Origin of the sequence: Streptomyces sp. NPDC050842 (assembly GCF_044456565.1) — a bacterium.
Classification (GTDB): Bacteria; Actinomycetota; Actinomycetes; order Streptomycetales; family Streptomycetaceae; genus Streptomyces.
Genome location: NZ_JBITGA010000001.1, coordinates 356,978 through 382,355, shown reverse-complemented (window position 1 = coordinate 382,355; position 25,378 = coordinate 356,978). Strand labels below are relative to the sequence as shown.

24 protein-coding genes and 5 pseudogenes are annotated in these 25,378 nt (G+C 70.8%); 18 read left to right on the top strand and 11 right to left on the bottom strand.

The features are described 5' to 3' along the window. Positions 1–99 precede the first annotated feature (99 nt). The 4 genes from ligD (at position 100) to ACIBG6_RS01805 (ending at position 2,655) form a co-directional block, all read left to right on the top strand. Positions 100–1,005 carry a non-homologous end-joining DNA ligase gene (gene ligD, locus ACIBG6_RS01820; RefSeq protein ID WP_399220491.1) on the top strand — a complete coding sequence of 302 codons (906 nt, stop codon included), beginning with the start codon at positions 100–102 and terminating at the stop codon, positions 1,003–1,005. Positions 1,006–1,386: 381 nt separating this feature from the next. Beyond that, the gene (locus ACIBG6_RS01815; protein ID WP_399220490.1) at positions 1,387–1,608 is read left to right on the top strand and encodes a hypothetical protein; all 222 of its coding nucleotides are present in this window, start codon (positions 1,387–1,389) and stop codon (positions 1,606–1,608) included. A 70-nt stretch (positions 1,609–1,678) separates the two neighbouring features. Then, positions 1,679–2,320: an endonuclease gene (locus ACIBG6_RS01810; RefSeq protein WP_399220489.1), complete on the top strand. Its 642-nt coding sequence runs from the start codon at positions 1,679–1,681 to the stop codon at positions 2,318–2,320. 179 nt (positions 2,321–2,499) lie between these two features. After that, on the top strand, positions 2,500–2,655 hold the full coding sequence (locus tag ACIBG6_RS01805; protein ID WP_399220488.1) for a DUF6131 family protein: 156 nt from the start codon (positions 2,500–2,502) through the stop codon (positions 2,653–2,655). Positions 2,656–2,759: 104 nt separating this feature from the next. Here the strand turns inward: ACIBG6_RS01805 and ACIBG6_RS01800 are convergent. Then, positions 2,760–2,845, bottom strand: a pseudogene (locus tag ACIBG6_RS01800) (DUF6766 family protein); the annotation flags it as partial. Between ACIBG6_RS01800 and ACIBG6_RS01795 the strand changes: the two are divergent. Further along, a pseudogene (locus tag ACIBG6_RS01795) lies at positions 2,809–2,886 on the top strand (hypothetical protein); the annotation flags it as partial. The pseudogenes ACIBG6_RS01800 and ACIBG6_RS01795 sit on opposite strands and share 37 nt — an antisense overlap. A 181-nt stretch (positions 2,887–3,067) precedes the next feature. On the opposite strand, the gene ACIBG6_RS01790 reads toward ACIBG6_RS01795, so the two are convergent. Together ACIBG6_RS01790 and ACIBG6_RS01785 are read right to left on the bottom strand one after the other, a co-directional pair. Next, a complete protein-coding gene (locus ACIBG6_RS01790) occupies positions 3,068–3,592 on the bottom strand; it encodes an SRPBCC family protein (protein WP_399220487.1) in 525 nt (174 codons plus the stop codon). A 95-nt stretch (positions 3,593–3,687) separates the two neighbouring features. Then, a complete protein-coding gene (locus ACIBG6_RS01785; protein WP_399220486.1) occupies positions 3,688–3,873 on the bottom strand; it encodes a hypothetical protein in 186 nt (61 codons plus the stop codon). Between the two features lie 163 nt (positions 3,874–4,036). On the opposite strand from ACIBG6_RS01785, the gene ACIBG6_RS01780 reads away from it, so the two are divergent. Both ACIBG6_RS01780 and ACIBG6_RS01775 read left to right on the top strand, forming a co-directional pair. Further along, positions 4,037–5,137, top strand: a complete 1,101-nt coding sequence (locus ACIBG6_RS01780; protein ID WP_399220485.1) for a glutamate--cysteine ligase — start codon at positions 4,037–4,039, stop codon at positions 5,135–5,137. Between the two features lie 272 nt (positions 5,138–5,409). Continuing rightward, positions 5,410–5,892, top strand: coding sequence for a DedA family protein (locus tag ACIBG6_RS01775; protein ID WP_399220484.1), 483 nt, complete (start codon positions 5,410–5,412; stop codon positions 5,890–5,892). A gap of 59 nt (positions 5,893–5,951) precedes the next feature. Here ACIBG6_RS01775 and ACIBG6_RS01770 read toward each other — a convergent pair whose 3' ends face one another. Next, the gene (locus ACIBG6_RS01770) at positions 5,952–7,148 is read right to left on the bottom strand and encodes an MFS transporter (RefSeq protein WP_399220483.1); all 1,197 of its coding nucleotides are present in this window, start codon (positions 7,146–7,148) and stop codon (positions 5,952–5,954) included. A 123-nt stretch (positions 7,149–7,271) separates the two neighbouring features. Here ACIBG6_RS01770 and ACIBG6_RS01765 point away from each other — a divergent pair, with 123 nt between their 5' ends. Both ACIBG6_RS01765 and ACIBG6_RS01760 read left to right on the top strand, forming a co-directional pair. Further along, a complete protein-coding gene (locus tag ACIBG6_RS01765; RefSeq protein ID WP_399220482.1) occupies positions 7,272–7,607 on the top strand; it encodes an ArsR/SmtB family transcription factor in 336 nt (111 codons plus the stop codon). 238 nt (positions 7,608–7,845) lie between these two features. Continuing rightward, on the top strand, positions 7,846–9,123 hold the full coding sequence (locus ACIBG6_RS01760) for an extracellular solute-binding protein (RefSeq protein WP_399220481.1): 1,278 nt from the start codon (positions 7,846–7,848) through the stop codon (positions 9,121–9,123). 50 nt (positions 9,124–9,173) lie between these two features. On the opposite strand, the gene ACIBG6_RS01755 is transcribed toward ACIBG6_RS01760, so the two are convergent. Beyond that, complete coding sequence (locus ACIBG6_RS01755) at positions 9,174–9,797, bottom strand: DJ-1/PfpI family protein (RefSeq protein WP_399220480.1); 624 nt, start codon at positions 9,795–9,797, stop codon at positions 9,174–9,176. 88 nt (positions 9,798–9,885) lie between these two features. Here ACIBG6_RS01755 and ACIBG6_RS01750 point away from each other — a divergent pair, with 88 nt between their 5' ends. Continuing rightward, positions 9,886–11,223 carry a PLP-dependent aminotransferase family protein gene (locus ACIBG6_RS01750; RefSeq protein ID WP_399220479.1) on the top strand — a complete coding sequence of 446 codons (1,338 nt, stop codon included), beginning with the start codon at positions 9,886–9,888 and terminating at the stop codon, positions 11,221–11,223. A gap of 44 nt (positions 11,224–11,267) precedes the next feature. Here the strand turns inward: ACIBG6_RS01750 and ACIBG6_RS01745 are convergent. Further along, positions 11,268–11,950, bottom strand: a pseudogene (locus tag ACIBG6_RS01745) (glucosamine-6-phosphate deaminase). Between the two features lie 35 nt (positions 11,951–11,985). On the opposite strand from ACIBG6_RS01745, the gene ACIBG6_RS01740 reads away from it, so the two are divergent. Further along, positions 11,986–12,582 carry an HAD family hydrolase gene (locus ACIBG6_RS01740; RefSeq protein WP_399220478.1) on the top strand — a complete coding sequence of 199 codons (597 nt, stop codon included), beginning with the start codon at positions 11,986–11,988 and terminating at the stop codon, positions 12,580–12,582. Here the strand turns inward: ACIBG6_RS01740 and ACIBG6_RS01735 are convergent. Next, entirely contained in the window at positions 12,530–13,729 is a 1,200-nt protein-coding gene (locus tag ACIBG6_RS01735) for a S8 family serine peptidase (protein WP_399220477.1), read from the bottom strand. The genes ACIBG6_RS01740 and ACIBG6_RS01735 overlap by 53 nt on opposite strands. A 799-nt stretch (positions 13,730–14,528) precedes the next feature. Here ACIBG6_RS01735 and ACIBG6_RS01730 point away from each other — a divergent pair. The 5 genes from ACIBG6_RS01730 to ACIBG6_RS01710 all read left to right on the top strand — a co-directional run bounded on the left by ACIBG6_RS01730 (position 14,529) and on the right by ACIBG6_RS01710 (position 18,138). Then, positions 14,529–15,119 carry a hypothetical protein gene (locus tag ACIBG6_RS01730; protein WP_399220476.1) on the top strand — a complete coding sequence of 197 codons (591 nt, stop codon included), beginning with the start codon at positions 14,529–14,531 and terminating at the stop codon, positions 15,117–15,119. 101 nt (positions 15,120–15,220) lie between these two features. Next, entirely contained in the window at positions 15,221–15,649 is a 429-nt protein-coding gene (locus ACIBG6_RS01725; protein ID WP_399220475.1) for a hypothetical protein, read from the top strand. Positions 15,650–15,818: 169 nt separating this feature from the next. Continuing rightward, positions 15,819–16,424: a hypothetical protein gene (locus ACIBG6_RS01720; RefSeq protein WP_399220474.1), complete on the top strand. Its 606-nt coding sequence runs from the start codon at positions 15,819–15,821 to the stop codon at positions 16,422–16,424. Between the two features lie 140 nt (positions 16,425–16,564). Continuing rightward, complete coding sequence (locus ACIBG6_RS01715) at positions 16,565–16,999, top strand: NfeD family protein (RefSeq protein WP_399220473.1); 435 nt, start codon at positions 16,565–16,567, stop codon at positions 16,997–16,999. A gap of 29 nt (positions 17,000–17,028) precedes the next feature. Continuing rightward, a complete protein-coding gene (locus tag ACIBG6_RS01710; RefSeq protein ID WP_399220472.1) occupies positions 17,029–18,138 on the top strand; it encodes an SPFH domain-containing protein in 1,110 nt (369 codons plus the stop codon). Between the two features lie 13 nt (positions 18,139–18,151). Here ACIBG6_RS01710 and ACIBG6_RS01705 read toward each other — a convergent pair whose 3' ends face one another. The 4 genes and pseudogenes from ACIBG6_RS01705 to ACIBG6_RS01690 form a co-directional block, all read right to left on the bottom strand. Further along, complete coding sequence (locus tag ACIBG6_RS01705; RefSeq protein ID WP_399220471.1) at positions 18,152–19,333, bottom strand: site-2 protease family protein; 1,182 nt, start codon at positions 19,331–19,333, stop codon at positions 18,152–18,154. A gap of 146 nt (positions 19,334–19,479) precedes the next feature. Then, a complete protein-coding gene (gene nhaA / locus ACIBG6_RS01700) occupies positions 19,480–20,778 on the bottom strand; it encodes a Na+/H+ antiporter NhaA (RefSeq protein ID WP_399220470.1) in 1,299 nt (432 codons plus the stop codon). 158 nt (positions 20,779–20,936) lie between these two features. Continuing rightward, positions 20,937–23,483: pseudogene (locus tag ACIBG6_RS01695) on the bottom strand (hypothetical protein); the annotation flags it as partial. Positions 23,484–23,581: 98 nt separating this feature from the next. Beyond that, positions 23,582–24,079 (bottom strand): annotated as a pseudogene (locus ACIBG6_RS01690) (flotillin family protein); the annotation flags it as partial. A 174-nt stretch (positions 24,080–24,253) separates the two neighbouring features. Here ACIBG6_RS01690 and ACIBG6_RS01685 point away from each other — a divergent pair. Together ACIBG6_RS01685 and ACIBG6_RS01680 are read left to right on the top strand one after the other, a co-directional pair. Beyond that, the gene (locus ACIBG6_RS01685) at positions 24,254–24,454 is read left to right on the top strand and encodes a hypothetical protein (RefSeq protein WP_399220469.1); all 201 of its coding nucleotides are present in this window, start codon (positions 24,254–24,256) and stop codon (positions 24,452–24,454) included. A 124-nt stretch (positions 24,455–24,578) separates the two neighbouring features. Then, positions 24,579–25,367, top strand: a complete 789-nt coding sequence (locus tag ACIBG6_RS01680; protein ID WP_399220468.1) for a helix-turn-helix transcriptional regulator — start codon at positions 24,579–24,581, stop codon at positions 25,365–25,367. The last annotated feature ends 11 nt before the right edge of the window (positions 25,368–25,378 follow it).

Here is a 25,378-nt window from a genome sequence, read left to right as displayed (position 1 = left end):
CGGAGCTCGTCATCCGACGCCGACGCCGACGAGGCCGTGGCCCGCAACAGGGAGCGCGGCGGCACCGTCGGCGTCGGTCCCGTGGGCCGGGAGGACATCATGAACGCGGCATACCAGGTGCAAGCAGGCCGGCGGACCGTCGAGGTCCGCCGACCGGGGAAGGTGCTCTTCGGCGACGACGGCATCACCAAGGCCGACCTCGCCGCGTACTACCGCACCGTCGCCCGGCGGATGCTGCCTCACCTGCGCGGCCGCCCCCTCATGCTGGAGCGCCACCCGGACGGCATCGACGACCCGGGATTCATGCAGAAGGAGATTCCCGAGCACTTCCCGGACTGGGTCCACCGCGCCGAACTGCCCAAGGAGGGCGGCACCGTCAGGTACGTCCTGTGCGAGGACACGGCGACCTTGGTCCTCCTCGCCGACCAGGGCTGCATCACCCCGCACCGCTGGCTTTCGCGGGCCGACCGGCCGGACCATCCGGACCGGCTGGTCTTCGACCTCGACCCGTCCGACGACGACTTCACCCCGGTACGCGAGGCAGCGCGGTGGCTTCACGGCCTCCTCGACGAGATCGCGCTGCCCTCCGTGCTCATGACCACCGGCTCGCGCGGACTGCACGTGCTCGTGCCACTGGACCGTCGCGCGCCCTTCGACGACGTACGTGCCTTCGCGGCCGACGTCGCGGGCGTACTCACCGATCGGCACCCGGACCGGCTCACCACCGAGGCCCGCAAGAAGGCTCGGGCGGGGCGGCTCTACCTCGACATCCAGCGCAACGCGTACGGCCAGACCGCCGTCGCCCCGTACGCGGTGCGGGCCCGCCCCGGCGCCCCCGTCGCCGCTCCGCTCGCCTGGGACGATCTCGACGACCCGGACCTCGACGCCCGCCGATGGACCCTCGCCGACGCGGACCGGCTCCTGGAGGCGGATCCCTGGAGTCCCGCCCCGCGCCCCCACTCGCTCAGCGCGGCGGCGGACCGTCTCCGTCGCGGAGTGGCATGAGCGCTCCTCCGGCGTCCTGGGCAGGCAGGCGGGATGTCAGGCCGGCGGAACGGGTCCCGGCGCCGGTCCCGGCGCCGGCCGGGGCGGCCGGGGCGGGGGCGTCGGCGCCTCCGGGTCGGCCGGGAAGGGGCGAGGGGGAGGCGGGGGTCTCGGATCCGAAGGATCCCGCGGGATCGGACGGGTGGGCGGCCCGGTCTTCGTCCGCGTCATGCCGCACCGCCTCCTTCGCCTCACACTGACCGGCTACCCGCCACCGCGACCGTTACGCGTGGGGTGCCCGCTCGCCGTCGGGGTAGTCGCCCCTCAGGGCCCCGGTTCCGTTCCGGGGCGCCCCCGGCCCCTGCCCGTACACCAGGAGGAGGCCATGACGGCGAAGCTGTCATGGGCGGCGCTGACCCGACATCGGCCGAACGGCCTCGCTTCGTCGTCCAGATCCACGACGCGACCACCGACCGTCACGACAAACCGATCCCGATCGCCACCGCCCTGGAGCACGGCCACGCGTCGTTCCGGCTCGACGGCCGGAAACCGCGGGGAGGTTACTCGCTCACCCGCATCCGCTCCGACCGCGACGGGGAACGGGCAGATCGCCGCCGCCGGTGAGGCCGCGTCATGAAGAGGATGTTCCGCCGCCGAACCGGGCTGTCCGCGGAAGAGGCAAAGAGGCACTGCGATGAACACGAGCGAGATGATCACCCGGCTGCTGCGGGAGCACGGCCGGACGTACGCCGACGAAGCGGGCATCACCCTCCGCGACAAGCCCGCCCCGCTGTACCAACTGCTGGTCCTCACGGTGCTCTGCTCGATCCGGATCAGGGCCGGGACGGCAACCGCCGCCGCCCGCGAGCTGTTCACGGCCGGCTTGCGGACGCCCCGGGCGATGGCGGAATCGAGCTGGCAGGAGCGCGTGGACGCCCTCGGGCGGGCGCATTACGTCCGCTACGACGAGAGCACCGCGACCGCGCTCGGAGAGGGCGCGGAGCTGCTCCTCGACCGCTTCGACGGCGACTTGCGGAACGTCCGTGACCAGGCCGAGGGCGACGCGGGGAGGCTGCGCGAGCTGCTGCGGGAGGTACCCCGCATCGGGCCGGTGGGCGCGGACATCTTCTGCCGCGAAGCCCAGGCCGTGTGGCCGGAGTTGCGCCCGTACTTCGACGAACGCTGCCTCACGACCGCCGCCGAGCTCGGACTCCCCCACACCCCGGCCGGCCTCGCCCGCCATGTCCCTCCGAAGGACTTGGCCCGGTTCGCGACCGCCCTCGTCCGCTGCAGTCTGTCCAAGAACCCCGAGACGTCGAAGCGAGCCGGGTCGTGAGGCGAAATCCGCAGGCAGGTCCCGGCGGACGCCGTCGGGGAATGTACCGCCGGAACACCCATGGACTCGCGGGATCGGGGCAGACGCGGTGCATGGGTGATGTGACATCCCGGAATCGCCCGCCGCGCGCCTGTGGTCTCACCACGAGCCCGGCCCCCATCCAGAGATCGAGGCACGTCATGATCCTCGTCGGAGTCATTCTGCTCATCATCGGCTTCCTCATCGGCAGCTCCGTGCTGTGGACGATCGGGATCATCCTGGCGGTCATCGGCGCCGCCCTCTGGATCCTCGGATCCATGGGCCACGCCGTGGGCGGCCGACGCCACTACTACTAGCCGGGCGGCGCGCCGGCACCCCCTCCGGCCGAACCGACAAGGCCCAGGGCCACTCCGATCCCACGGCGTGGCCCTGCCGCCAAGCCGGCCAGGCCGCCTGGCCACCCCTCCACCCCGGTCGACGTGTGGGCGCTCCCACCGGCTTCGACTCCGGTGACTCGCGCTGCCTCAGGTAGACGGAGAGAGGTGCGGCGGTTCCAGGACCCGGTGAGCTGGGACACGTACGTCCTCTCCGCCGAGTTCTGGAACCGCACGCTGCGGAACTGGCAGTGGTCCTCGTTGTACGTGACCACGCCCGAGCCTCGCAGGCCCGGCCCGTATCGGAAGGCGCAGGGCCACGCCACGGTTTCGTGGCTTCACACCCGCCGCGAAACCGTGGCGTCAGGGCATCACCGCTGTGCGTTCCCCTGCCTCACATCATCGGGCCGGGGGCCTTCCGCTCGGGGGCGACCGCCGCGTCTTCCGTGCCGCCGGCGGAGTCGCCGGGGCGGATCCGGCCGCGCCAGCCGCCGGTCTCGTGCGCGTGCTCCTCGATGAAGCCCTTGAACCGCTTGAGGTCGCCCTTGACCCGCCGGTCCAGGACACCGACCGCGCCGGCGGCCTTCTCCGCCATGCCGTCGGGCTCCACGTCCATGGCCAGCCGGATGCGCGTGTGCGCCTCGTCGAGGGGCTGGAAGCTGACGACGCCCTTCTGGCGGACGTCACCTCCGACCGTGCGCCACGAGATGCGCTCGTCCGGCAACTGGTCGACGATCTCGGTGTCGAACTCACGGGTCACCCCGGCCACGCGGGTCCGCCAATGACAGTGCCGGTCGTCGAGCTGCCGGACGTCCTCGACGCCTTCCATGAACTGCGGGAACTCCTCGAACTGCGTCCACTGGTTGTACGCGTTCCGCAGCGGGACATCCACATCGATCGTCTGCTCCACCTTGCTCATCACTGTGCCTCTTTCCTGTCGTCCAGGTCGTCACGGAGTGGGTGGTCCATCAAGCAGAGGGGTTCGCCAGGGCAGGCGGGGAGTGCTCCGTCAGGTCAATGGGCGGCGGCACCGAACTCGGCGTGCTGGGTGCGCAGCGCGAAGTCCGGTTCCTCCCGAGGCGGCGTGCCGAGGAAGAGTCGGCGCGCTTCGGCGCGGGCCTCCGCCATCAGCGTCCGGAACTGCTCGTCCGAGAGCCCGCTCGGGTCCCGTACCCTCCGGCCGTCGGCGTGCCCACTCATCTGCGGGCCTCCTTCCTGCTCGTGCTGTCATCGCCGCGCCTACCCGGTAGGAGGGCGAACAGACACGGAACCGGTGAACGGTTCAGGAGCGCCCGGTACCCGCGCCGGCCATGCATGGCAAGGCCCGCGCGGGGTACTCGCGTGCCGAAGCGAGGAGCCTGCGATGACGATCCTGACGATGGGTGTCGAAGAGGAGTTCGTGCTGGTGGACCGCGCGACCCGCGCCCCCGCCAACAGAGCGCCGGAAGTGATCCGGCGCGCCGCCCGCGAACTCGGCGACCAGGTACAGGCCGAGTTCTTCGACGCACAGATCGAGATCTGTACCCTTCCCACCGCGTGCCGCGACGACCTCCGCGCCCAACTCTCCCGGCTGCGCGGGGTCGTGGGCGCGGCCGCCGCGAAGTCACGGTGCAGGCCCGTGGCCTGCGGGACGCCCGTACTGCCGCCCGAGGAACCGCTGACGGTGACGGACGACGACCGGTACCGGCTGATGGCCCGGCGCTTCGCCTCTCTGGTCACGTCCGACGACGGACTCGTCTGCGGCTGCCACATCCACGTCGGGACCCTCGACCACGAGCGGGCACTCGCACTCGCCCTGCACATGCGGCCCTGGCTGCCCATCCTCCAGGCCCTGGCCGGCAACTCCCCCTACGCCCACCACCGGGACACCGGGTACGACAGCTGGCGCGCCGTCGAGCACGCCAGATGGCCGACCGTGGGCCCGACGCCCATGCTCGACGAGGCCGGGTACGCCGCCCATGTGGGCAGGCTGGTCAGGAACGGGACACTCCTCGACAACCGCATGGTGTACTGGCACGCCCGACCCTCCGAACACGTCCCCACCCTCGAGGTGCGCGTCGCCGACACCAACGCCGACCTGGACACGGTGGTCCTGCTCGCCCTCCTGGTCCGCGGGCTCGCCACTGGCCTGCTGCCCCACGTGGACGCGGAAGTTCCGCCACCCCGTGTCCCCGACCCGAGTCTGCTGCGGGCCCATCGGCTCGCCGCCGAGCAGGGCCTCCGCGGGACCGGCATGGATCCGGCGGACGGCCGCGAGCGACCCGCCGTCGACCTCGTGGACGCGCTCATCGACCACGCGCGCCCGGGCCTGGACGCGACCGGCGACACGGACTGGGTACGCGAGCAGTGGGACCGGATCCGTACCGACGGTGGCGGCGCGGCCCGCCAGCGTGCCGTCTTCCGTCGCCACGGCCGGCTCGGCGCGGTAGTCGACGCACTCGCCGCCGCCACGGTAGCGAGCTGATCCGACTGCTCTGAGCCGTCTCCGACGGCCTACGACCACGCTGTATCCGCCGTAGACACGTTCGGTTAGGCTGGCCTTCCCTGCATGCGAACCTTGGCGTGCAGGTTCGGGTTCCGGTGCCGCAGGTGGGAACCCAGAAGACGGAACGGGCAGAGGCAGGGCGCAGGTGAGAGACAGTGACCGAGCTTGTGCGCGTCGTGCGCCCGGTGGGGCGGAAACGCCCATGCGAGTGACGGACACGGGTTCCGGCCCGGCGCCCGGGACGAGGCGTCGTGGATAAGATCGCGGTGACGGCCGGAGCCCTGTACGTCATCATCCTGCTTCGCGCCGGAGGGACGTTCGCCGTCGGGTGGCTTGCCGCCGCGGGTGCCCGGCGCAGCAGGTTCGCCGGGCGGATCTCCTCGGAGAAGTTCCGGCGCGCCGAGCGGGCGATTCAGCGGTGGGGCGCGCCGGTGGTGGCCGCCTCGTTCCTGACCGTCGGATTCCAGACCGCCGCCAACTTCCTCGCGGGCAGCATGCGCATGCCGTTGCCGCGCTACCTCCCCGCCCTGTTCGTGGGCGGAGCGGCCTGGGCGCTGATCTACGCGACGGCGGGGCTCGGCATGCTCGAAGTGCTGGGAAGGCTCTTCGCCGAGCAGACGGCCCTCGGGGTGTCCGCCGTGGCCGCCCTCGTCCTCGCGGTGTGCGGGATGGTGGTGTACCGCAGAAGGAGGGCGGTCCCGTCCTCCGGCGACACCGTGGCCGACGAGTCGTAAGCCCGTCCTCCGTCTCGTCCCGAACGGACAGCAGCAGACCGACTGCGTGGCGGGACGCGTCACGCCCTGGCCTCCTCCGGTTGGTCCGAGGTCGGTGCCGGCGTCACGGATTCGGATGCGGCGGGGTGACGTGTGGTTCCGAGGTGCCACAGGAGGGTCAGGGCGGTGACTCCGGCGGCGATCAGTCCCAGTTCGGCCGGGGCGAGCCCGAACCATTCCTGCGCCAGCCCGCCCAGTCCGCCGCCGAGGGCGACCCCGACGTAGAGCGCGGAGGAGTTGAGGCCGAGCAGGACGGGTGCGGCGGCGGGGCCGAGGGCGACGAGCCGGTGCTGCTGCGGGACGACGATGACGCCGATGGTCACGCCCCAGACCGCCGCCCAGATCAGCGTGGGCACGAGGGCGCGGGTCGCCAGGGGGCTCAGCGCCAGGACGAGAGTCCCGAGGGCGAGGGCGCCGGTGAGGACGCGGGCGGAGTCGTGGCGGTCGACCAGGCGTCCGGCGGTGATGTTCCCGGCCAGGGTGCCGACACCCCAGGCCAGCAGGACGAGGGTCAGCAGCGACTCGTTGCCGCCGGTGGCGTCCCACAGGGCCGGGACGATGTAGGTGTAGAGCGTGTAGGTCCCGAGGAAGGCCAGTGAGGTGACCGCCAGCAGGGCCAGTACGTGGCCTTGCCCGAGCGGACGCAGACGGTCGGCCAGCGAGGCGGCGGGAAGCGTCACCCTGGGCAAGCCGACGGCGATCCCGACGGCTGCCAGCAGCCCGATTCCGGCGACGGCCCACAGGGTGACGTGCCAGTCGGCGCGACCGATCAGTGTGCCGAGCGGCAGTCCGAGCGCGGTCGCCGACGTGAGGCCGCCCAGCACGAAGGCCAGTGCCCGGCCGCGGCGTTCCGGCGGTGCGATGGCCGCCGCGGTGCTGGAGGCGGCGGCGGTGATGACGCCTGCTCCCACGGCGGTGACGACGCGGGCGGCCATCACCACCTCGTAGTCGGTCCCGAGCGCGGTGGCGGCGTTGCCGATCACGAAGACGGCCAGCGCGATCAGCAACGCCGACCGCCGGTCCAGGCCGCTGGTGAGGGCCCCCATGATCGGCGCTGACAACGCCAGCGTCAGGGCGAAGACCGTCACCAGCTGGCCGGCGGCCGGGGTGGAGACCCCCAGGTCGGCCGCGATCGCGGGGAGCAGGCCCGCGATGACATAGCCGTCGGTGCCGACGGCGAACGTCGCCAGGGCCAGGGGCAGGAGTCGTTTCAGCATGGAGCGTGCCGCCTTTCCGGAGTGGCATGGAGGTAGGCGATAGGTACGGTAAGTGACACATGGATGGTTGTCCATGCATCAATGAATGGCTACCCTGGAGACCTGCCAGGAGGGAGGAGAACGATGCGCGAGGTGTCCCAGCCGGCGACCGAGGCGATCCGGATGGTGGAGGTGCTGCGTGCGCTGGCCGATCCGGTGCGACTGGAGATCGTCCAACGGCTCGCCGTGACCGGCGAGGAGAGCTGCAACGCCATCGGCGGCGACCTGGACGTCCACCAGACGACGCTGTCCCACCACTACCGGGTACTACGCGAGGCGGGCGTCACCTGGACCACCATCAAGGGCCGGTCCCGAATGGTGCGGCTGCGCCGCGACGACCTGGACGCACTGTTCCCCGGCCTGCTCGACTCCGTACTGAACGGAGCCCGCCACACGCACGCAGGCACAGGCAGCAACTGACCGCCCTCCTCCGGCGCATGTCCACGACTGCGGCCGTGCCGCGACGTATCCCAGAGGTCGAATGTCGGGCACGGATTTCTACGCGCGTCGAATGGACGCCGGCATATATCGGAAAACACCATGCGGAATCTTCTCGCTTGGAGCTATGACCACAACATTCGACAGAGGGCGTAATTCACCCCCGGGCCAGGAGAGAATTCCGGACGCACTGTCCAAAAAAGATCCAGAGGAAAGACCCATGCGACGAAGACTCTCCGGCCTGACGACCTCCGTGGCCGCGCTCGGACTACTGGGCTCCCTCGTCACCGCCTGCGGCTCGTCCGGTGGCGAACCGACGACGTTGCGCCTGGTGGCACCCGAGTACGGCGCCGGCCCCGCGACCACCTCCAAGGTGTACTGGGACAAGCTGACCACCGCCTTCACCGCCGCCCACCCCGGCATGAAGGTCGAGGTGACGCTCTACCCGTGGGCCGACATCGACCGCGAGGTCACCCGCATGGTCAAGGAGAACAACGCCCCGGACGTGGCGCTGATGGGTGCGTACTCCGACTTCGCCGCGCAGGGCCGCCTTTACGCCGCCAGCGAGGTGATGTCGATCAGAACGGAGGCGAACTTCCTGCGGCCCCTCGCGGAGGCCGGCTCGGTCGACGGCGAACTCTACGGCCTGCCCTTCGTGGCGAGCAGCCGGCTGCTCTTCTACAACGAAGAGCTGTTCGACGAGGCAGGCGCGAAGCCGCCGAAGACCTGGTCGGACCTGACGGACGCGGCAAAGGCGCTGAAGAAGGAGGGCGTCCTCTACCCGTTCGCCCTGCCGCTCGGCCCCGAGGAGGCGCACGCCGAAGCCCTGATCTGGGAACTGAGCAACGGCGGCGGCTACACCGACACCAGCGGCGGGTACAGCATCGCGTCCGAGCAGAACGCGCAGACATTCCGCTGGATCAAGGCCAACCTGGTCGCGCCGGCCCTTACCGGCCCGGTCCCGCCGGCCGAGCTCAACCGGCAGGACGCCTTCGACGCCTTCCTGCGCGGCGACGTCGGTATGGTCAACGGCTATCCCTCACTGCTTCACGAGGCGAGGGCGAAGGGCATGAAGGTCGGCACCCTGCGCATGCCGGTGTCGGACACACTGGATGAGAGGGAGACCCCGCCGGCGGCGGGCGTGGCCGACTGGATGATGGCCTTCAAGCACGACGGCAATCGCGAACTGGTGGGCTCGTTCCTGAACTTTGTCTACCAGGACAAGAACATCAGCGAGTTCGCCGGGCGCTACCACCTGTTGCCGTCGACGGTGTCCGCCACCCAGGCATCCCAGTACGCGGCGGCGGACCCCAGCGCCGAGCAGTTCCTCACCGCACTGCGCACTGCCGAGCTCTACCCGGTCAACGACCCGTCCTGGCTCCAGGTCAGCGACACCATCAAGCGGAACATCGGCAAGGCCGTCGCGCCCTCCGCCGACCCGAAGGCCGTCCTGGAGCACATCGCCCAGCAGGCCCGGGACACGGCGCAGCAGAGGTAGCGGTCTCCGGAATCCGCGGGACCGTATCCCCTCGTGCTTGCACTGGCTTTTCAGACGAGCACGCGGGTGTGAGCGGGCAGGTAGGGAGTGATGTTGCGCCAGGCGCGCTCGATGTACTCCTCCTTCTCACCGACCGGAGCGACATAGTGCAGCGCGCCTTCGGCGGCGTCGTTGCCCTCAAGACGGGCGATGATCCAGGCGGCGAGGTACTGCGAGGCCAGGCAGCCACCGGCGGTGGCGATGTTGTCCTTGGCGTAGAAGGGCTGGTGGAGCACCTCGACGCCGGCGGCGACGACCCAGGGCCTGGTGGTCAGGTCGGTACAGGCGGGGATGCCGTCGAGCAGGCCGAGCTTGGCCAGCACGAGCGCGCCGGAGCACTGCGCCGCGATGAGTTGGCGCGAGGGGTCCAGGCCGCGCAGGACCTTCATGATCGCCGGGTCTTCGACGACCTCGCGGGTGGCGATGCCACTGCCGACGATGACGGCGTCAGCGGCGCACGCCTCCTCAAGAGTCGACATCTGCTCGATGACGACCCCGTTCATCGACGTCACCTTGGGGCTGGGGGTGGCGATGGTGACGCGCCAGTCGTCGGACCTGATGCGGTTGAGCACTCCGAGCGCGATCAGGGAGTCGAGCTCGTTGTAGCCCTCGAAGGTGAGGATGGCGATGTGCACGGTGACTGTCCTTCCGGCTGGGTGTGCCTCGACGGTAGGGACGCGTGAACAGGACAGTCAAAGAATTGTCATGGATACAATCCGGCGCATGGCAGCCCCGCGGTACAAGACGCTGGTCGACGCACTCGCATCCGACATCCGGTCGGGGCGACTCGCCGCAGGCGTGCGCCTGCCGACGCACCGCGCGCTCGCCGCCCGCGAGAGCATCGCCGTCGTGACCGCGACTCGGGTGTACGCCGAGCTGGAAGCGATGGGTCTGGTGAGCCGGGAGCAGGGTCGCGGCACGTTCGTGCGTGACATCGCGGTGCCCTCCGGTCACGGCATCGATCAGCAGGTCGTCGCCACGGGCGCGGTCGACCTCAACTTCAACTATCCGTCGCTGCCCGGGCAAGCCGATCTCCTTCGGCAGGCCCTGCGGGAGGTGGCCACCTCCGGTGATCTCGACACGCTCCTGCGCTACCAGCCACATTCGGGGCGTCCCCAGGACAGAGCCTCGATCGCACGGCACCTGAGGCGTCGCGGAATCACCACTGACGCGGAGCGGATCCTCATCGTCAACGGTGCGCAGCACGGCCTGGCCGTCACCGTCATGGCCACGCTCGACGCCGGCGACGTCGTCGCGGTCGACGCACTCACGTACCCGGGATTCAAGGTGCTCGCGCATGCCTTCCATCTCGACCTGGCGCCCATCCCCGCAGCCGCCGACGGGCCGAATCTCGATGCCCTCGAGAAGCTGTGCGCGACCCGCCCTGTGCGCGCGATCTACACCATGCCCACCTTGCACAACCCGCTGGGATGGGTCATGCCGGCAACCGACCGGAAGCGCCTGATCGAGATCGCCCGGCAGCACGGGGCGCTCATCATCGAAGACGCCTCCTACGCCTACCTGGTCGAGGACCCTCCACCGCCGCTGGCCGCCACCGCGCCGGACATCACCGTCTACGTCTCGGGACTGTCCAAGAGCATCGCCACCGGCCTCCGGGTCGGCTTCGTCGTCGCCCCGCCTTCTGCGGTGCCGTCGCTCGAACGCGCGATCCGAGCGACCACCTGGAACACCCCGGCCCTCACCACCGCGATCGTCTGCAGATGGCTCGACGACGGCACGGTGGACCACCTGGAAGCGCAGAAGCGAGACGACGCCAAGGCCCGCCAGGCACTCGCCGGACAAGAGCTGGCCGGCCTGCCACTCGTCAGCCACCCCTCGTCGTACTTCACATGGCTGCCGCTGCCCGACGACGCACGCGCCGATCGCCTGACCGCCACCCTCGCCCGCCGGCACATTTCGGTGTCCACGGCGGAGCCGTTCAGCACCTCGATGCACCCGCCACAGGCGCTCCGCCTCGCGCTGGGCTCGACCGATCTGGACCGTCTCCAGTCGACGCTGCGTACCGTGCGACGAGTCGCCATCGAGGACGCCTACGCCTGAACTCCTCTCGACTGGCCGAGCTGTCCGCCGCACCGAAGGTGTGGCTACAGGCCCTGCCAGGCGGGCTTCGCCGCGTACGTCGCGCGGAAGAGTCCGCGAGCTTCAGTTTGGAGGCCGCGGCCTCGTCCACGACGACCGTGGCGTGCGGGTGCAGTTGGAGCGCGGAGGCCGGTACGAGTGCGGCGACGGGGCCCTCGACGGTCTGCGCCACGGCCTCGGCCTTGCCCTCGCCGGTGGCGAGGAGCACGAGGTGGCGGGCTTCCAGGATGGTGCCGATGCCCTGGGTGATGACGTGGTGGGGCACCTGCGTGATGTCGTTGTCGAAGAAGCGGGCGTTGTCCACGCGGGTCTGCTGGGTCAGCGTGTTGATCCGGGTGCGGGAGGCGAGCGAGGAGCACGGCTCGTTGAAGCCGATGTGCCCGTCGGTGCCGATGCCCACAGGTCCACGCCGCCGGCCTCGGCCAGTGCCCTGTCGTAGGCCTCGCAGGCCGCCTGGACGTCCTCGGCGGAGCCGCTCCACCGTGCTCCGCCAGGTCGTCGAGCCCCTCGGGCTCTCCCCGGACGCCTTCATGGGCCCCGACGGATCCGGGCGCGGGAGGCGTCCACGGAACCGGCCGCGACCTGGGCGGTCAGGGCGTCGTAGATCGGGATCGGAGTCGAACCCCGGGGCCACGCCGAGCGGCGCGTCGGGCTTGCGGCGCAGGAGGCCGGCGATGCCGTCCGCGATGAGCTCGCCGCCCGCCTTGGCGTCCGGCCGCGGGTGTGCGCGTCGTCCTCACCACCGGTTTCGACCGACAGGTCACCGACCCGCTGCTCGCGGCCGTCGGCTGGCGCGTCGGCGACCGACTCGACGCCGTCGTCTGCGCCTCGGAGGTGGCCGCGGGCCGCCCTACGCCGCACATGATCCACGGCGCGATGGAGCTGACCGGGGTCACCGACCCCGCCGAGGTCCTGGTCGCGGGCGACACCGCGCTCTACATCCGCGCCGGCCACGCGGCCCGGGCCGGCATCGTCGTGGGCGTCCTCACCGGGGCCCAGACCCGCGACGAGCTCACGGCCGAACGCCCCACCCACATCCTCGAAGGAGTGAGCGAACTCCCGGCCGTCCTGCGGCGCTCCCGGCCGTCCTGCGGCTGTGACCCTCCATCATGTCCTTCCGCTCCACCGTGGTGGATACGGGTCCGGTGCCGGCTACTCCCCCGTTCGCCGGCCCCGGACCACGCCTCACGGCCGGTTCACCGGCGTGCGGGCGGTGGTGCGGCCTGGGGTCCGGGCCGCACCACCGCCCGGTGGTGCGATGGTGTCGCTACGGGGCGACCTTCAGCAGCTTGTTCGCGGTGCCGGGCGAGGCGTTCTTGATGGCGTCCGCGGTGGCCGCCCCGGTCAGCGCGGCGGCGGTGTCGGCCGGCGTCGCCGACGGGTTGGCCGCCAGGTACAGGACGGCGGCGCCCGCCACGTGCGGGGCGGCCATGGATGTGCCGGAGATCGTCTTGGTGCCGGTGTCGCTGTCGTTCCAGGCGGAGGTGATGTCCGAGCCGGGCGCGTACAGGTCGACCACAGCGCCGAAGTTCGAGAAGTCCGACTGCTGGTCGTCCTTGGTGCTGGACGCCACGGTGAGCGCCTCGGGCACCCGGGACGGCGAGCCCTGTCCGGCGTCGGAGGACTCGTTGCCGGCCGCGACCGCGAAGGTCACGCCGGAGTCGATGGCCCGCTTGACCGCCGCGTCCAGCGCCTCGTCGGCGCCGCCGCCGAGGCTCATGTTCGCGACCGAGGGCCCGGAGTGGTTCTGGGTGACCCAGTCGATGCCCGCCACGACCTGTTCGGTGGTGCCGGAGCCGTTGTCGTCCAGGACGCGAACGGCGACGACCTTGGACTTCTTGGCGACGCCGTGGGAGGTGCCGGCGATGGTGCCCGCGACGTGGGTGCCGTGACCGTTGCCGTCGTCGGCGGTGTTGTCGTTGTCCACGGCGTCGAAGCCGTGGCTGGCCCGGCCGCCGAAGTCCTGGTGCGAGACCCGTACGCCGGTGTCGATGACGTAGGCGGTCACGCCCTCACCGCCGTTGTCGGGGTAGGTGTACTTCTGGTCGCCCGCCGCGTCGGTCTGGTCGATCCGGTCCAGGCCCCAGGACGGGGGGTTCTCCTGCGTCTCGTTGATGCTGAACCGCTTGTTCTGGACGACCGTCCCGACGGCGGGGTCGGCGGCGAGGCGCTTGGCCTCGTCGACGCTGAGGCCGGACGCGGAGAAACCGTTGACCTCGGAGCCGTAGGAGCGCACGAGTGTGCCGCCGTACTTCTTCGCGAGGTCCGCCTTGTTCGCGGTTGCGTCGAGGATGACGACGAAGCTGCCGGCGACGGCGCCCGGGGCGCCGAGACCGTGCACGGTTCCTTCGGCCGGGGCGGCCGCGCCGGCGATGTTGCTCGCGAACAGCGCCGCAGCGGCGGCACCTGCCACACCAGTGGCTATGGCCGCGTTACGAAGTCCGTGGGATCGCTTGTGAGTTGCCATGAAAGGGGATCTCTCCTCGTGTTGACGTGTGGGGCGTCAAACGTTCGAGAGAACCCTGTGCGGGTTGGCAGGAGCAAATCAAGTGCGAACCCGGGGTACGGGCTTATTCAACAAGGTTTCTTAATGATCTCTCCGCATCGTCTTCACGCCGCACACGCCGTCTGGCGAACTCCTGCCTCAAATGGGCACGTTCTCGCTAGCCAGCGCCGAGGCGTCGCCGAGCTGGTGCGCGGCTACGAGGACTTCGCATGAAGCTGCCGGTCTCCGGGGAACTGCCCCCTGGCCGACGCCCCGCCGCCGGACGCCCAGGACCTAGGATGCGTGAGTTCGAACGGGCAGGACATCGGGGGTACGTGGCATGAGCGGTTACGGCACTGGTGGGTACGGTGACCCGGCGGGCGGCAACGGCCCGTACCCACCCCAAGGACACCCCCACGCGCCTCCGGTCCCCCCGCAGGGACACCCGAACGCCCACCCCGGTCCGCCACCGGGGTACCCGAACGCTCACCCCGGTCCGCCACCGAGGTACCCGAACGCCCACCCCGGTCCGCCACTTGGGTACCCGTACGCACCACCCGGCCCTCAGCCGGCATACCCGTACCCGCCGACCTACGTTCCGCTCCCGCCTCCGCGCACAGCGCCCTCGCGGGCCCGGAACATCCTGCGCGGCCTCTACAACCCCCTGTACGCCGCCCAGCGGACCTTCCGCCCCTCGCGCCCCGGGATCGTCGACGATCGGGAGGTCCGCAAGCTCCAGTTGTGGCGGACCGGTCTGGGGCTCGTCGCCTGGGTGGGTTTGATGCTCACCTACAAAGCCATCGCGAACGCCGACGACGTCCATGGCATGGCGAGCGAACGCCTCGACCAGAGCTGGTCCAGTGTGCTGGTTCTCGTCTGCACCTTCCCCGTAGTGGTCGGCGCCTTCGTGGCAGCCGCACGGGACGGCCTGCGGCGGGTGTACCTGCGCCGGGCTCTGCGCCCCCTCGGCTCGGTCCTGGCCATCATGGCGTCCATGGGCACCTCCGCCCTCGCCATGGCTCCGGAGACGGCGGGACTGCGGGACGCGGTGGGGCTTCCCGGCAGGATCATCATCGTCGTGCTGTGCCTGTGGGCGATCGGCTTCGCGCTCTACGGCATCGGACTGTCCTTGGTCCACGTGTTCCGCACCGCCGACATCCACGAAGTCCTACCGCCGATCCTCGCCGGCGTCCTGGTGTGGGAGATGGCCCTCCTGGATGTGATCACCGAAACCTACGCCCAGGTCCCGCCGGGCCCCCGGATGATCTTCGTCCTCGGCGCCCCCGTCACGGTGACGGCCCTGTCGTGCTGGGAGCTGTACCGACTGCGGCGCAACCACGGACTCACGCTCCGAACGGCCCTGCGCGGCTGACACCCCGTCGGACACGAAGGTCGACCATCAAGCCGCGCCACCCGGCAATACTGAAATGCCCGCTCCCGACCGCCCGCTGAGCCCCCGACCCCGGAGACGACATGCGCAACCCTCTCGCCACTCCCGCCGCCCTTGGCGCTGTTCTTCTGACCGCAGGCATGCTCCTGGGCGCTCCTGCCGCGCAGGCCCAAACCTCCGCTTACCCGGTCAGCGCTTTCGACGTCACCGTCGGGAACACGTACACCCGGGGCACCGTGACCTGGTACAACCGATCGATCGGCGTGTCGGGCGAGCACAAGTCGGTGAGCGCGACGAGCTGCCGGGGGACCACGGTCTTCGCCCTGGACTCCGACAACCGCGAAGTGGCGCGCTACGCCAGCCACGACAACGTGTGCGGCACCAGTGCGAAGTTCGACTTCACGATGACTGTGTACCTGCCCGGCGTCTCCATCGTGCGGGTCTGCCTCGACGACGGCGCCAAGCAGCCTCCGGTCACCTACTTGGAGTGCGCGCGCTACAGCCGCCCCTGACGGGCCGTTGGAGAGTGTGCGACATCCCATACATGGCAACGGCTGGTTTTGCGCCTTGTAGCCGGACCTGGCGGTCCGTCACCTTCGGGTGAGTGCTTCGTCGGACCGCACTGTCGGCTGCAGCTGCAATGCTTGGGCGGGTAGATCGGCCGGCCAGGGGAGGCACTTGATGTCAGGATTCGCACGCGACCCGAAGTACTACGGCGACCGGCTGGTCTACGAGCCTCTCGAGAGCAAGTGGTCCCGCTACCACGCCACCCACTGCGGCTGCGGACAGGACTGGCTGACCGCGCACGCCGTCCCGGCCGGCTTCACCGTCATACCGCGCGGCAGGTCCGGCTACTACGGCCTGGTCGGACCAGGCCTCACCGAGGGCGTCGACGAGACCGCACTCACGGCCAACGCCCTGTGGGAAGCCGTCACCGGCAAGCCCGGCACCCAGACCTGGCACGAGCAGGTCCACGTCACCTGCCGGACTCCGGAAGCCGAAGCCGCGCGCAAGGCCGCGAACGACGCGCACTACGGACGGATCCGCGAGGAGAGCGCGAAGCGCAAGGCTGCGGCACAGACAGAGCGGGCCACCGAGAAGCAGCTGAAGTACCTCGCGAACCTCGCCGAGAAGGCGGGCAAGGAACGCTTTGACGCCGAGTTCGTCAAAGCGGTCAAGGGAACGGACATCAAGCCGCGTGCTCCTCGGGAGCGAACCGCGACGGCCTCGAAGCGGCTGACCAAAGCGGCCGCGCGGAAGCTGATCGCTGCACTGCTGGAGTCTTGATTCCGGCCCGGCCTCTGCCACTGGACGCGAGGCCTGCCGACACGCTCCGCGACCCCGTGAAGGTGGAGGGAATGAGTCCGTTCTGTCCGGGTTCCGGGTGGGTAGGTGGTGGATAGGTCCCCCCGAGGGAGGCTGGCTCGATGCCGTGGTTCGTATGGCTGCTCGCCGCCGGGGTGCTTGGTGTCGCGGAGTTCTTCACCCTGACACTGGTTTTCGGGTTGCTGGCGGGCGCCGCATTGGTCGCCGCTGTCGTCGCAGGTGTGGGAATCGGCCTTCTCGGCCAGCTCGTGGCGCTCGGGGTGGCAGCCGCAGCCGGCCTCCTCATCGTCCGTCCTGTCGCGCTGCGGATGGCCCAGGCACCCCTCATGCGTGACGGCAGTGATGCGCTGATCGGCAAGCGGGCCGAGGTGATGCAGGAGGTCACCGCGAACCGTGGCCTGATCAAGCTCTCCGGTGAGGAATGGTCCGCTCGCGCCCTCGACGAGAGCCTCGTGATCCCGGTGGGAGCACTGGTGGATGTCATGGAGATCGATGGCGCCACAGCGGTCGTCTACCCCCGCGAGCTCCTTCCGTGAACGGCTGAACACATCGCAACGGAGGAATTGTGGATCCCGTCCTCATCCCGATTCTCGTGGCGGCGATCGTTGTCGTCTTCCTCGTGGCCGCCACGGTGCGGATCGTCCCGCAGGCACGCCGCTACAACATCGAGCGGTTCGGCCGGTACCGGCGGACGCTGCAACCCGGCCTGAACTTCGTCGTGCCGGTGGCCGACCGCGTGAACACCAAACTCGACGTGCGCGAGCAGGTGTACTCGTCCGCACCCAAGCCGGTGATCACCGAGGACAACCTCGTGGTGAACATCGACACCGTGCTCTACTACCAGATCACCGACCCGCGGGCGGCGGCCTACGAGGTCGCCGACTACCTCCATGCGATCGATCAGCTCACCGTGACCACGCTGCGGAACGTCATCGGGTCCATGGACCTGGAGCAGACGCTCACCTCACGTGAGGAGATCAACGCGCGGCTGCGCGCGGTCCTCGACGACGCCACCGGCAAGTGGGGCATCCGGGTCAACCGTGTCGAGATCAAGGCCATCGATCCTCCGAGCACCATCAAAGAGGCGATGGAGAAGCAGATGCGGGCCGAGCGGGACAAGCGCGCGGCCATCCTGCACGCCGAAGGGGAACGGCAGGCCAAGATCCTCACCGCGGAGGGCACGAAGCAGAAGGACATCCTGGAGGCACAGGGCACGCAGCAGGCCATGATCCTGCGGGCCGACGGCGAGGCGAAGGCGGTGGAGCGCGTCTTCCAGGCCGTCCATCGCAACAACGCCGACCCGAAGATCCTGGCCTACAAGTACCTCGAGACGCTCCCCCACCTGGCGAAGAGCGACAACAACACGTTCTGGGTGATCCCGGGCGAGCTGACCGAAGCCGTCCGCGCCGTCACCCACGCGTTCGGCGACCGGTCGACGATGGGTCTTCCCGCACGTACACCGACGGAGGAAGGAACCGCCCCCGATGCCGAGGGCGCGCCGGACGAGGGCGGGGCGCCGGAGCTCGAGGCAGGTTCGCCGCTCTCGCTCGACGCTGCCGCGGCCGCTGACGAGGTCGCGAAGAGGGCCGACGCCGTGGTGAGCGACGCGAAGGCGGAGGCCGAGGCCGCGAGGGCGGCGCAGGTACCGGGCCGGGGGCAGACGGCCGGCGATTGACGATCACCCGGGTTCATCCGTCGTCCGGGTCGTTGTCCGGGTCGTTGTCCGGGCCGTTGTTCGAGACCCCCTTCGTACCGCGCAGTGAGTGGCGCTGGACGAGGCGGGCGATGTCGCGTGCGGTGACGACTCCCACCAGGAGCGTGCCGTCGATGACGAGGATCCGTATGCCGCTCCTGCTCGGGCGGGCCCCTTCCAGCACGCCTTCCAGGAGGTCCTCCGGCGCGCACGTCGTGCATTGCGACAGCGGGGTCGCCACGTCACGTACACGCACGGTCTTGCGCTGCGGCGCGGGGATTCCCGCGAACCGTGACAGGTCGACCAGGCCGCTGGGGCGGCCTTCGAAGTCGGTCAGGGGCAGGACGGAGTGGCGGGCCCGCATCGCCACGTCGTCGACGCAGCGTTCCACGGTGAGCCAGTCCGGGCAGGTCTCCACGGGGCTCGACATGGCATCGGACGCTCTCACCCCGTGCAGCGCCGCGGTCATTCCGGCCTGCCGTCGCTCCGCGCCGGCGACGATCAGGACGAAGAAGCCGATGACCATCAGCCACAGACCGCCGAAGGAGCCGCGCAGGAGCGCGACCCAGCCTCCGGCGATCAGCAGGAAGCCGAGCACCTGGCCGCTGCGCGCGGCCGCTCGCTCGGCCCGGTCCCGGTCTCCGGTGCGCCACCAGATCACCGACTGCACCACCCGCCCGCCGTCGAGCGGCGCGGCGGGCAGCAGGTTGAACACCCCCAGCAGGACGTTCACCCACGCGAGCCACACCAGGACGGCCGCCGGCACCGACCAGCCGAACAGCGCGTCCAGCCCCACGCCCGCCCCGAGCGCCGCCGCGCCGACGACGAGACTGGTGAGCGGCCCGCCTACGGCCACCAGGAAGGCCGCGCCGGCCGTGCGCGGCCTGCCCATCCGGGTCATCCCGCCCAGGGCCCAGAGCGTGACGTCCTGGACGGGGATGTCCTTCCTCCGGGCGATGAACGCGTGCGCGGCCTCATGAGCCAGCAGGCTGCCGACGAGCAGCAGGGCCCCCAGCAGGCCCGCGACCGTGTACGTGGCGTTCGACATGCCCGGAAGCCATAGGGGGAGCGTCTGGCTTCCCAGGCTATATCCGAAGAGGAGCACGAGCAGGGGCACCGTCCAGTGGACGAGCAGCGGCACGCCGAGGACCCGTCCGATCCGAACCGAGCCGTTCATCGCCGTCTCCCGGGGCTCAAGCCGGCGGTCCTCCGCCCGAGCCGCAGACCATCGGAGCAGTCCCGGTGATCGGATCAGTACGGCGTCCGCCTACTCCAAGTGTTGCTCGCCGGGCGGCACCCGGAGGCGCAGGGCGTCTGTCGTGGTCACCGGGCGATCCCCGGAGCGCCTGTCCGGTAGATGTCGGGGATGCCGTCGGCGTCGTCGTCGCGTTCCTCTTCCTCGTACAGCTGCTTGTAGAGGCGGTTGCGGCGGCGCAGGAGTACGGCGGCGAGGGCGGCCGCGGTGAGCGAGCCGATGAGGACGGCGGCCTTGACGTGTTCGGCCTCGGCCGCGGTCGGGAAGGCGAGTTCGCCGATGAGGAGGGCGACGGTGAAGCCGATCCCGGCGAGGGCCGCGAGGCCGAGGACGTCGGCCCAGGCGAGGTCGGGGTTGAGCTGGGCGCGGGTGAAGCGCGCGGCGAGGTAGGTGCCGAGGAAGACGCCGAGGATCTTGCCCACGACCAGACCGACGAGGACGGCGAGGGGCTCCGGGTCGGTGAAGACGTGGGCCAGGGCCGCGCCTGACACGCTCACCCCGGCGGCGAAGAGTGCGAAGAGCGGGACGGCGACGCCGGCGGAGAAGGGGTGGACGAGGTGCGAGACGCGGGCCGCCGGGCTCCTGGCCTCGCCCTTGTCGCGCGTGGTGCGCAGGATCAGGCCCATGGCGACGCCGGCGACGGTGGCGTGGACGCCGGAGTCGTACATCAGCGCCCAGATCGCGAGGCCGAGCGGCACGTACCACCACCAGCCGCGCACGCGCAGGCGCTGGAGGGCGTAGAAGAGGACGAGTCCCGCGACGGCGCCCCCGAGCGCCCAGAAGTTCAGGTCGGAGGTGAAGAAGACGGCGATGATCAGGATGGCGCCGAGGTCGTCGACGACCGCGAGGGTGAGCAGGAACGCCCGGAGGGCCGAGGGGAGATGGGTGCTGATGACGGCGAGGACCGCGAGGGCGAAGGCGATGTCGGTGGCCATCGGCACCGCCCAGCCGTCCAGGCTTCCACCGCCCGCTGCCGCGGTGAGTGCGTAGAGCGCGGCGGGCACGGCCATCCCGCAGAACGCCGCGATCACGGGCAGTGCCGCCGTCGCGGGGGTGCGGAGCTCGCCGACGACGAGTTCGCGTTTCAGCTCGATGCCCGCGACGAGGAAGAAGACGGCGAGCAGGCCGTCGGCGGTCCAGTGGCCGACGGACAGGTCGAGGCCGAGGGCGGGTATGCCGAAGTGGACGTCGCGGATGCTCGCGTATGCCTCGCTCCAGGGGCTGTTCGCCCAGATGAGGGCGATGACAGCGGCGCCGAGGAGGACGAGCCCGCCGACCGTCTCGGTGCGCAGCGCCTCGGTGATCGCTTGGCGTTCGGGCCAGGGCAGCAGTCCGAGGACGACTTTGCGCTGGCGCGGCTGGGACATGGGGCGAGCCTCCGGGGCGTGTCGGCGGGTGGGCATACGGGCCCCTCGAACGCCGACCAGACTTCCCGGCACACCAGCGTCGTATTGACGCGTTCCTTACACCCTATCGGGTGCTCGGGGGGCTCGCCAGAGCATCTTCGTGCACTTATTTCCGCTGGTCAGAAGTCTGCGTACTGGTCGGGGACGTCATCGGGTCGTGATGCGTGGCGTCCCACAGGACACGTCAGGAGGTGGCGCGGGTCCATGGCGCGGGTGATGGCCGTCTCCACGGCGGTGATGCGGTCGGCGAGCAGGCCGAGGGCGGCGACCGCCCTGGCGGCCGGGTCGTCTCCGGAGCCCCCAAGGCCTGGGTGCGGGTATGGGCGGCGATGATCTCCGACCGGCGGGCGGCCTGGGCCGGCGTGAGGGTGCCGCGCAGTTCGGCGAGCTCGAGGAGGTTGGCCTCGGCTTCGGTGGTGAGGGTCTGGGCCTCGGCGGTGTAGTGGTCGTGGATCACGGCGACGAGTTCGGCACCGTTCATGGCGGCCGAGATGCGGGCCGCGATCTTGTTCATGGTGCGGTACGAGCCCTGGAGCCGGAAGGGCGGTTCCGTGCGGGCCGCGTCGCTGCGGGCGGCCGAGGCGATGTGCTCCTCGTTGACGGCCAGGACGGTCTCGCAGGCGGTGAGGAGATGACGCAGGACGGCGAGGATCCGGTCGAGCTCGGCCGGGGGGGGTACGGGTGGGCCAGGCGGTCGCGGCGCGCGACGGGGTCACCGGCCGCCAGGAGGGACTGCCTGCGGGCCGTGAAGGCGTCGTGGATGTCGGTGCGCTGCGTGGCGATGTCGCCGAGGAAGTCGTCGTGTTCGGCGAAGCGGGACTCCAGGTTCTCCAGTTGGAGGAGGAGTCGGCCGAGCTGGTCGTCGCCTCGTCCGCGAGCCGTTCCGTCTCGGCGTGGTGGACGGTGAAGGCGTCCGCGCGCCGGAGGAAGGCGACGGCCCGCCGGGCGGCCGAGGTGATGTCGGCTTCGACGTCGCCGGCGAGGGTGTCGATGCCGTCCGTGTCGGCGTAGCGCGTCTCCTTCAGGGTCACCAGGTGCCCTTGCGCCTGGCGGAGTTCGGTGATTCGCGAGATCCACTCCTCGGCCGTGGCGGGCGCCTCGCCGCGAACGCGCCGGACCAGCCGGTTGATCCGCTGCGCGGACTCGGCCAGTGCCTCGGCGGCCCGCCGGGTGAGGGTCGTCACGGTCTCGAACTCGTCGAGGACCTGCGCGGCGGTGTCCCGGAGCGCGGTCAGCGGAGCGTCGAGGTCTCCGGCTTCCGGGTCTCCGAGCCAGTGGTGTGCGTCGTGCGCGCGACCGCAGGCGGCGACGAGTGCCTCGTACACCTCGCCGGCGGGTGTCAGCTCGGTGGCCTGGCGGGCGATCGCCAGGCAGTCGGCGATGCCCCGGGCAAGGTCGGCGTTGCCGATGCGGGCCGACGGACCGTCGCCCACGGGAGCCGTGTGGATGTCGGAGACGTACGGCGTCCGCCAGATCTGCACCGGGTGGCCCCGGCCGGGCTCTGCGGAATCGCCCCGCAGCACGGCCATCGTCCCGTCGTCGAGCAGCGCGTGGCCGCGGCAGGCGACCGGGTTCGCGATCTCCTTGCGGATCAGGTTGTACGGGAGGAGCAGGCTGCGGCCCGCTGCCTGGGCGCGGAAGACGAAGAGGACGTCTTCTCCGTCGGGAGAGCGGACCACCCGGTCGAAGGTCAGCCCCGACGTATCGGTGTCGAAGGTCTTCACCGGGCCGGAGGCCAGGCAGGAGCCGCCGGGGAAGACGATCCCCTCGTCATCGGGCAGCCGCAGGCACGCCTGCCCGATGCCGTCGAGCCGGACCACGGTCCTGGTCAGGGTGTTGAAGACGAGGTGGCGGTGCGTCTCCTCCTTGTACGGGCGGACGCGCACCAGGGTCAGGGTGCCCACGACCGCGTACGCCACCTCGGCGTCGGCCAGCGACTGCAGCGGCTCGTCGACCGGCTCCGTGTGGATGCCTTCGGGCGACTCGGTGTCGTTCTCCGTCTTGACCGTCAGCGTCCCACCGACCGCCGAGACGAAGACGCGGCCGTCGAGCGCGATGTGCGGATGGCGGCCCAGCACGTGGTCGTCACGGGTCGTCTCCACCCAGTCGACGTCATGGGACGGCGGGAGGGCCAGGTCGCGCTCGCCCTGCGCATCGAGGAACCGCGTCCCGCCGGACGGATCCACGGACCAGCGCAGCACCCGGAGGTCGTCCGCTTGCTCCCCTGTCCGGAAGACGGCGAGCAGCCGGCCCTCCTCGCGGCGCAGCCGCAGGAGGCGCGCCCCCCGGAAGTAGCGGTGCAGCGCGGAGAACTCCCGTACGAAGCCGGGGTCGTCGAGCAGACCGGGCACGGCGTCCTCGGGCAGCGCCTTCAGGTCGCGGTCGTAGAGGGTGAAGACGTCGGCGACCGCCGTCTCGGACGGTCCCGTGGACGGCGTGTGGGAGCCGAGGAGCAGCAGGTCGTCGCCGACCGCGGCGACGTCCCGGGGCACGCAGGCGTGCTCGGTGCGCACCCGGCCGGTGCCGGTCAGGCCGAGCTCGCCGGAACCGAAGGCCGCGATCCGGGCCTCGTTGAGGGTCCCGGTGCGCCCGGCCAGCTCGGCCGCCTGTGCGGCGAGCCGGTCACGCAGCACCGTGTACGTGTCCTGGTCGATTCCGGCGCTCATCTCGCTCCGCTCCTTGTACCGTGGTGGATACGGGTCCGGTGCCGGCCACTCCCCCGTTCGCCGGCACCGGACCCCCTGTGACCGCTCCCCCGGGGCGGTCAGCTCATGGAGACGCCATTCAGCGCCGCGGTCTCGGCCGGGGCCCCAGTGGCCGGGCCGGGGACGTGCGCGTCGAGCACGCCGGACTTCATGACCTTCGCGAGGAGCGCGGAGACACTGAGGTTCTGCACGTCCGCGCTGGAGAGCGAGCCGAGCACCTTGGTGAGGTCCTCGGTGAAGGAACCCTCGCCGTTCAGCCACGGACCGGCCAGCGACCGCGCGGTCCGGGAGTGGTCCAGGAAGCCGTCGACGGACTTGCCGAGCGCGATCGACTGCACGAGCCGGTCGAGGAAGACGGACTCGCCACCGACGATGCTGATGTCGGCGTTCTCCAGACCCGTGGCGAGCACGGCGGCCTGTGCCTCCGCGACCTGTCGCCGCACGTCGAGGCCGGCAAGCCGTATCTCCTTCTCGGCCTCCAGCCGGAGCCGGTACTCCTCGTGGGTGCGTGACGCCTCGTCGAACGCGGCGACGGCGATCGCCTTCTGGTTGAGCCCTCGGCCTCCTCACAGGCCGGCGGTGGCAGGATCGTGCACGGTGCGGAGGCAGGAGCATGCCAACGGTGAGTCCTGTGGAGGAGGGGGTTCGCTGCGATGCTTCTGATGTGGTCGGGGATCTCGTCCCGGGCACCTCTGAGGAAACGGCGCCGGGGCGCCGGGAGGGGAAGAACCATGATGCGTACCGCCACCAGCGAGGCTGCCCGAGGGATCGCGGCGGCGATGCTGACCGCGCTGGCGATGGCAGGGACGTTCGCCGCCCTCGCGGGGAGCGTCACACCGGCGAGCGGTGACGCCGTCGTAGTGGCGGGCGGCTGTCTCGACCCCCAGGACGCGTGCTGGGTCAACGGCTGGCAGGAGAAGCCGGGCACCTGATCCTGAGCGGCGAGCCCGCCACGGGGGTGGGTCCAGCGGTCCGGGGTGCCGAGCACGACGCGCGGCCCACCGCCTTTCCAGTACCTCGTCACCGACCGACCGTGGAGCACCGCCGATGCACCGCATGCAGATCCTGGGAATCACCCCTGCTGAGGAGCAGACGTACCGCCACCTGTTGAGGCATCCCGGCAGCGGCGTCGCCGAGATCGTCGCCGCGCCGTGGCACCCGCCCGGGGCCGGTGCGGCTGCCGTGGGGCGACTGAAGGCCCTGGGCGCCGTGGTCGAGAGCGACGGAGCGCTGTGGCCGGAGGAGCCGAAGGTGGTGGTGGGCCTGCTGGCCGAGCGGCTGCTGGCCGAGCTGCACACCATCACCCGCAGCCTTGCCCAGGTCTACACGGTGGTGCGCTCCCTGGAGGACGAGGCGGACGCCGCCGGCCGGCGCGAGGAGGGTGACACACCTCCGCAGGACGGCCGGCTGGTGGAGCGGATCACCGATCCCACCGCGTTGCGGGCGAGGGTGGAGGCCCTCGCCCTGAGTACCCGCTCCGAGGTGCTGGCGGGTGGGCTCTGCGAGGAGGTCGACCGCCGGGTCCTGCGGCTGACCTTGCCACTGGGCCTGCGGATGCTGGGTCGCGGCGTCACCGTGCGGCTCCTGGTGCGGCGGTCCATGCTCGCCGACCCGGTGGTCGTCGCCCACCTGCGCCGGCTGGCCGACGCGGGCGCTCGGGTGCGGGTGCTGTCCTCCTCGGACAGCCCGATGGCGGTGTGCGACGGCGGGACCGCGCTGGTGCCGGTCGAGCCCTCGGACATCGCCAAGGGCGCGTTCGTCACGGCTGAACCCGGCATGGTGAGCACGGTCGTCAACCACTTCGAGCGGCTTTGGGCGGACGCCCGGGAATTCGGGGACGGCTGACGGCCGGGTCA